At 65.5% G+C, this 6,598-nt stretch carries 5 protein-coding genes; 4 read left to right on the top strand and 1 reads right to left on the bottom strand.

Features of this window, described 5'->3' with window-relative positions; all coding sequences use genetic code 11:
* Positions 1 to 357 precede the first annotated feature (357 nt).
* A complete protein-coding gene (locus tag MRY80_RS10935; RefSeq protein WP_293290961.1) occupies positions 358 to 1,113 on the top strand; it encodes a hypothetical protein in 756 nt (251 codons plus the stop codon).
* Positions 1,114 to 1,178: 65 nt separating this feature from the next.
* Here MRY80_RS10935 and acnA read toward each other — a convergent pair whose 3' ends face one another.
* On the bottom strand, positions 1,179 to 3,869 hold the full coding sequence (acnA, locus tag MRY80_RS10930) for an aconitate hydratase AcnA (RefSeq protein ID WP_293290959.1): 2,691 nt from the start codon (positions 3,867 to 3,869) through the stop codon (positions 1,179 to 1,181).
* Positions 3,870 to 4,169: 300 nt separating this feature from the next.
* Here acnA and ccmA point away from each other — a divergent pair, with 300 nt between their 5' ends.
* From ccmA to MRY80_RS10915, 3 genes are all read left to right on the top strand, one after another.
* Entirely contained in the window at positions 4,170 to 4,805 is a 636-nt protein-coding gene (gene ccmA / locus MRY80_RS10925; RefSeq protein WP_293290957.1) for a heme ABC exporter ATP-binding protein CcmA, read from the top strand.
* A complete protein-coding gene (ccmB, locus tag MRY80_RS10920; RefSeq protein ID WP_293290955.1) occupies positions 4,802 to 5,467 on the top strand; it encodes a heme exporter protein CcmB in 666 nt (221 codons plus the stop codon). The genes ccmA and ccmB overlap by 4 nt, the downstream gene beginning before the upstream one ends.
* Positions 5,468 to 5,638: 171 nt before the next feature.
* Positions 5,639 to 6,430, top strand: a complete 792-nt coding sequence (locus tag MRY80_RS10915) for a phytanoyl-CoA dioxygenase family protein (RefSeq protein WP_293290954.1) — start codon at positions 5,639 to 5,641, stop codon at positions 6,428 to 6,430.
* The last annotated feature ends 168 nt before the right edge of the window (positions 6,431 to 6,598 follow it).

Raw genomic sequence — 6,598 nt, 5'->3', positions numbered from 1 at the left:
CCATTCGGACACCGCAGCCCACCCGTCAGCCTCACGGAATGGATCCTCGGGTCAAGCCCGAGGATGACGGGCTGGGGGCTGCGGCCCGGCAAGTCGCCGACGCCTGAGACAAGCCGTGATCCCGAAACCTACTCCGTCATCGTAGGGCTTGACCCAAGACAAGCGGAGCGCCGTCGTCGCTCTAGGATCCATTCCGTGAACGCCCCGGTTCATAGCAGGCGCAGATCGCTCGCCCTTTCAGCTGGCGCCTTGCCTCCGGGCGTCGCATTTGACGCGGGATGCGTGCGACGCTACATCGAAACGGTCGCAACAGCTTGCGAGCGCCTTCAGCGCCGCTCTTCGATGTCTCCCCAGAACATGATCGCGCAAGTCCTCGCCGGTGGCGGTGACTATGACCTGCTTTGGAGCCTGATCGGTGCCGTTCGAAACGGGTTTCCGGTTGAAAATCTGCGCCCGCTCCTGGTCAGCGAAAATCCGCGCATCACCGCCACGGCGGCCTATCTTGCCTATGAACTCGGCAGCGACATGCGGCCGGTTCTCGACGATCTCGTCCCGCTCGCCGACCACCCCGGCGCGCAATGGCGTTCCGACATCATCATCGCCATGACCGATTGCGTCGGGCCGGACAATCTCGACGCCCTGTCGAGAATCATGCTCGCATTCGATGATCCGGAGCCGTTCGTCCATCGGGCCGCGATGAATTTCGTCATCGGTGCCGAAAGCCTCACCCTCGTGCATGCGGTCGGTGAAGCGGCAGCACGCTTTCCGGGCTCGCCGTTCGAGACGATACTGTCCATGCTTCTCGGGAAACGCACGCGACTGGACACGCGATCGCTGCGAATGACGGACGCCCGGCTGAAGCAGTTCATCGACCATGACGAGCCGGTGGTCAGGCGCTTCGGAGTCGGTCTGGCGGCACGGCCGACATATGTCGTCGATATCGGACGTCTTGAGATCGCAAGAGGCTGCCGGGACGAGGAGGGGCTCCGCGTGATCGACTTCACCATGCATAGGCCACGAGCCGAATTGGCCAGGCTCGAGTACCAGAAGAGCGGGTCGCAGCGCGGTGAACGATGGCGCACTCGCCAGCGAAGCCGTGATTCGCAAGGCTGAACAAGAACCCCGCCGGACCTGTCGGCCCGGCGGGGTTGATCATTCCCCGGCAATGTCCGGCCGGCTTATGCCGCCAGGTCGCGCAGCACCGTCTGGAGGATGCCGCCATTGTTGAGGTAGCCGATCTCGTCGGCCGTATCGACGCGGCAGATCAGCGGGACGTCCTTCACCGTGCCGTCGGCATAGGTGACCTTGGCGATCACCTTGTCGCGCGGCTTGACCGTGCTCAGGCCCTCGATCGAGACCGTCTCGTCACCCTTCAGGCCGAGCGACTGCCAGGTCGTGCCTTCCTCGAGCACGAAGGGCACGATGCCCATGCCGACGAGGTTGGAGCGGTGGATGCGCTCGAAGGACTGCGCGATCACGGCCTTGACGCCGAGCAGGTTGGTGCCCTTGGCCGCCCAGTCGCGCGACGAGCCGTTGCCGTATTCGCCGCCCGCGAAGATGACCAGCGGACGGCCCTCTTCCTTGTACTTCATCGCGGCGTCGTAGATCGGCATTTCCTCCTTGGAGGGATAGTGGATCGTGTAGCCGCCCTCGCGCCCGTTCTCGCCCAGCATGTGGTTGCGGATGCGGATGTTGGCGAAGGTGCCGCGCATCATGACTTCATGGTTGCCGCGGCGCGTGCCGTACTGGTTGAAGTCCGCCACGCCGACGCCGTGATCCATGAGGTAGGACCCGGCCGGCGACTGCGCCTTGATCGAACCGGCCGGCGAGATGTGGTCGGTCGTGATCTTGTCGCCGAAGAGGCCGAGGATGCGGGCATCCTTGATGTCGGCGATGTCGCCGGCCTGGCTGCCCATGCCGACGAAATAGGGCGGGTTCTGCACATAGGTCGAGGCGTCGTCCCAGGCGTAAGTCTGGCCCGCCGGCACCTGCACGGCCTGCCAGTTCTCGTCGCCCTTGAACACGTCGGCATACTTCTTCTCGAAGATCTCGCGCGTGACATATTTGGCGATGAAGTCCTGGATCTCCCTGTTGGAGGGCCAGATGTCCTTCAGGAAGACGTCGTTGCCGTTCTTGTCCTGGCCGATCGGGTCGGTCGACAGGTCGATATTGACCGTGCCGGCGAGCGCGTAGGCGACGACCAGCGGCGGCGAGGCGAGGTAGTTGGCCTGCACGTCGGGCGAGATGCGGCCCTCGAAGTTGCGGTTGCCGGAGAGAACGCCGGAGGCGATCAGGCCCTTGTCGTTGATCGTCTTGGAGATCGGGCCGTTGAGCGGGCCGGAATTGCCGATGCAGGTGGTGCAGCCGAAGCCGACCAGGTTGAAGCCGATCTGGTCGAGCTCCTTCTGCAGGCCGGAATTCTCCAGATATTCGGCGACGACCTGCGAACCGGGCGCCAGCGAGGTCTTCACCCACGGCTTCTGCTTGAGGCCGAGCTCGTTCGCCTTCTTGGCGACGAGGCCGGCGCCGATCAGCACCGACGGGTTGGACGTGTTGGTGCACGACGTGATGGCCGCGATGGCGACGTCGCCATGGCCGAGATCGTAGTCCTCGCCCTCGACGGCATAGCGCTTGTCGAGTTCGGCCGGGTTCTTCTTGTATTCGGCCGCGAAGGCTTCGCGGAACTTCGCGCCGACGGTTTCCAGCGCCTGACGGCCTTCCGGACGCTTCGGACCGGCCATCGACGGCACGACGTCGCCGAGGTCGAGCTCCAGCGTGTCGGTGAAGACCGGTTCGGCCGAACCCGTCTCGCGATACATGCCCTGCTCTTTCGCGTAGGCCTCGACCAGCGCGATGCGGTCAGATTCGCGGCCGGTCATGTTGAGATAGTTCAGCGTTTCGGAATCGATCGGGAAGAAGCCGCAGGTCGCGCCATATTCCGGACCCATGTTGCCGATGGTCGCGGCGTCGGCGAGCGTCAGGTGATCCAGGCCGTCGCCGAAGAACTCGACGAACTTGCCGACCACGCCCTTCTGACGAAGCATCTGCACGACGGTCAGCACGAGGTCGGTCGCCGTGACGCCTTCCTTCATCTGGCCGGTCAGCTTGAAGCCGATGACTTCCGGCAGCAGCATGGAGATCGGCTGACCGAGCATCGCCGCTTCCGCCTCGATGCCGCCGACGCCCCAGCCGAGCACGCCCAGGCCGTTGATCATCGTGGTGTGGCTGTCCGTGCCGACGCAGGTGTCCGGATAGGCGATCGTCTCGCCGGCGTCTTCCTTCGTCCAGACCGTCTGGCCAAGATATTCCAGGTTCACCTGGTGGCAGATGCCGGTGCCGGGCGGCACGACGCGGAAGTTCTGGAACGCCTGCTGGCCCCATTTCAGGAAGCGGTAGCGCTCGCCGTTGCGCTCATATTCCTTCTCCACATTGTGGGCGAAGGCGAGCGGCGTGCCGAACTCGTCGACGATCACCGAGTGGTCGATGACGAGATCGACCGGCACCAGCGGGTTGATCTTCTCCGGGTCGCCGCCGAGCGAAACCATCGCGTCGCGCATCGCCGCCAGGTCGACCACGGCGGGAACGCCGGTGAAATCCTGCATCAGCACGCGCGCCGGGCGATAGGCGATCTCGTAGCCGGCCGAGCCCTTGTCGTTCAGCCAGTTGGCGACGGCCTGGATGTCGGCCTTCTTGACCGAGTTGCCGTCTTCGTTGCGCAGCAGGTTCTCCAGCAGCACCTTCATCGAGTAAGGCAGCCGGGAAACGCCTTCCAGGCCGTTCTTTTCGGCTTCGGTCAGGCTGTAATAGACATAATCCTTGCCGCCGACATTGAGCGTCTTGCGGCATTTGAAGCTGTCGATCTTGGACACGGAAATTCACCTTTCGAGTTCGGGTTGCCTTGCAGGGGACGAACTCTTCCGCATGCGCTCAAAAGCGCGACCCGAGAAGATGCGGGTGCGGCCATTTCCGCTGTCCGTCCCTGCCAGACCACACGAAGAGGCCCGACATATTGGGTCGGCTCAAAATTGTTTGCACACCGGCCGCTGGTGCGATGCAAAAACCCTATAGAGCAGTTTTTTTCGCCTTTCCAGACCATCGAAAGTCAAAAAAGCCCGGTTGTTGCCAACCACCCGCATCCGTGTCACATCCCGATGAAACACGGGGATGTCATGAGGCTTGTCGTCACCGACCTTGCCGCCGACCGCGGCTCCGGTCCGATCTTCGAGGATGTGAGCTTCACGCTGGCCGGCGGCGAGGGGCTGCTTGTCACCGGGCCGAACGGCGCCGGCAAGTCGACGCTCATCCGTGCCATCGCTGGCCTGTTGCGACCGAGTGCCGGCCAGGCCGTGGTCGAGGGCGGCGACAGCGACTTTCCGGGCGTCTCCGACGACTATCCGGAGGTTGGCGCGGCCGCGCATTATCTCGGCCCCTTCAACGCGATGAAGCCGACGCTCACCGTGGCCGAGAACCTCGCCTTCTGGCAGAAGCTCGCCGGCGGCACGATGGCTCTGACCATCGACGAGGGGCTGGAATATGTCGGCCTCACCCATACGCGCGACCTGCCCTTCTCCTACCTGTCGACCGGCCAGCGCCGCCGCATCGCCATCGCCCGCCTGGTGCTCAATTGCCGCCCGATCTGGCTGCTCGACGAACCGACCTCGGGCCTCGACGCCGCGTCGGAACGGGAGTTCGCCTCGCTGGTCCGCGAGCATCTGGACTATGGCGGCATCGTCGTCGCCGCGACCCATCTGCCGCTCCCGGTCGAGGGCATGAAGCGGCTGGAATTCGCGGGAGCGGCGTCATGATGTCGATCATCCTGCGCGACATCCGCATCGGCGCGCGCGCCGGCGGGGGCATGCTCATCGGCATCCTGTTCTTTCTCGCCGTCATTGCCGTCGTGCCCTTCGCAGTCGGGCCGGATCTCAACCTGCTGGCCCGCATCGGCCCGGCGATCCTGTGGATCGGCGCGCTGCTCGCCTCGCTTCTGGGTCTGGAGCGGCTGTTCCAGGCCGACCGCGAAGACGGTTCGCTCGACAGGATGATCCTGCACGATCACGAACACCCGCTGGCGCTGACGGTCTTCGCCAAATGCGTCGCCCACTGGCTGACGACGGGCCTGCCGCTCGTGATCGTCTCGCCGGCGCTCGGCCTCCTGATGAACATGCAGCCCGCCGCGATCCTCGCCACGTCGGTCACGCTGCTCGCGGGCACGCCGGCGATCACCTTCATCGGCGCGACCGGCGCCGCGCTCGCCGTCGCCTTGCCGCGCGGCGGATTGCTGGTGTCGGTCATGGTGCTGCCCTTCGTCATTCCCGTCCTCATTTTCGGCGTGTTGGCAGCCTATGGTGCGGTGGAGAATCCGGCGCCCTTCATGCAGCCCTTTCTGCTGTTGTGCGCGCTGACGCTGTTCTTCGCCGTGCTCGGGCCGCTGGCGGCCGGCGCGGCGCTGAAGGCGAGTTCCGATTGACCGACGGCCTGTCGTGCCTCGAACGCGCGGCCGGCGTCCCTGCAGGGTGAAGCCATGATGTTCATGTCCGCATTCTTTCCGCTGACCTGACGGACCCGGCGCTTCGGCGCCCAGTCACCGAACGGATCAACACGGCCCCGCAGAGGCGACGGCCGAACGGAGAATGTGCATATGCCCGACATCGAAACGGACGGACCGGCCGCGAGCCTTGTCCGAGACTTCGTCGAAACCGGTTTCATCAAGATGGAGAATGCCTTCAGCGCCGACCTCGCGCGGCGGTGCCGCGAGGAATTGTGGGCGGCGATCGGCATGTCGCCCGACAAGCCCGAAGGCTGGACCGAACCCGTCGTCCGGGTGGGGTTCATGGCGTCGCCGGCCTTCGTCGAGGCCGCCAACACGCCGCGCCTTCGTGCCGCCTACGACCTTCTGGCCGGGGAAGGCCGCTGGATCGCCCCGGCGGGGATCGGCAGCTTCCCGATCCGGTTTCCGTCGCAGCGCGCGCCCGGCGACGACGGCTGGCATGTCGACATGAGCTTCGGCACGGCCGATCCGGACTTCATGGAATGGCGCGCCAATGTGAAGAGCAGCGGCCGGACCCTGCTCATGCTCTTCCTGATGTCCGACGTCGGGCCCTGCGACGCGCCGACGCGCATCCGCAAGGGTTCGCACAGGACCGTCGCGCGCGAATTGCTTGCCTTCGGCGAGGCGGGCGCGACGCTGCGCCAGCTCGGCGCCGGCGGCTACGCGTCGACGGCCGATTGCGACGTGGCGCTGGCGACGGGCGCGGCGGGAACGGTCTATCTGTGCCATCCCTTCATCGTGCATGCCGCGCAGCCGCATCGCGGCGAGACCCCGCGCTTCATGGGACAGCCGGCGCTCCTGCCGAAGGGCGAGTTCGATCCGGCGCTGCCGCCCTCGCCGGTGCAGATCGCCATTCGCGAAGCCTGCGGGCTGACGCTGTGACATGGCCTCCGGGGGGCGCGCGCCGCGTCCCGGGAATTCCGCGCCGGACGGCCATGCGGCAGCACGACGCAGCGACGCTTCCCATCCGCGTCCGCATCACTATATGTCGCGCGATGGTCGATCGCGCGGACGCCGATTGACGAGGGTCAATTGCGAGACGAGGCCAGA

The organism is Oricola sp., from assembly GCF_022763245.1.
Taxonomy (GTDB): Bacteria; Pseudomonadota; Alphaproteobacteria; order Rhizobiales; family Rhizobiaceae; genus Oricola.
The sequence above is the reverse complement of the archived record's forward strand: the minus strand, read 5'-3'. Positions and strand labels throughout refer to the sequence as shown.

Coding starts and splice junctions, on each gene's coding strand:
- MRY80_RS10935 (WP_293290961.1), top strand. CDS start 358: ATGATCGCGCAAGTCCTCGCCGGTGGCGGTGACTATGACCTGCTTTGG.
- ccmA (WP_293290957.1), top strand. CDS start 4,170: ATGAGGCTTGTCGTCACCGACCTTGCCGCCGACCGCGGCTCCGGTCCG.
- ccmB (WP_293290955.1), top strand. CDS start 4,802: ATGATGTCGATCATCCTGCGCGACATCCGCATCGGCGCGCGCGCCGGC.
- MRY80_RS10915 (WP_293290954.1), top strand. CDS start 5,639: ATGCCCGACATCGAAACGGACGGACCGGCCGCGAGCCTTGTCCGAGAC.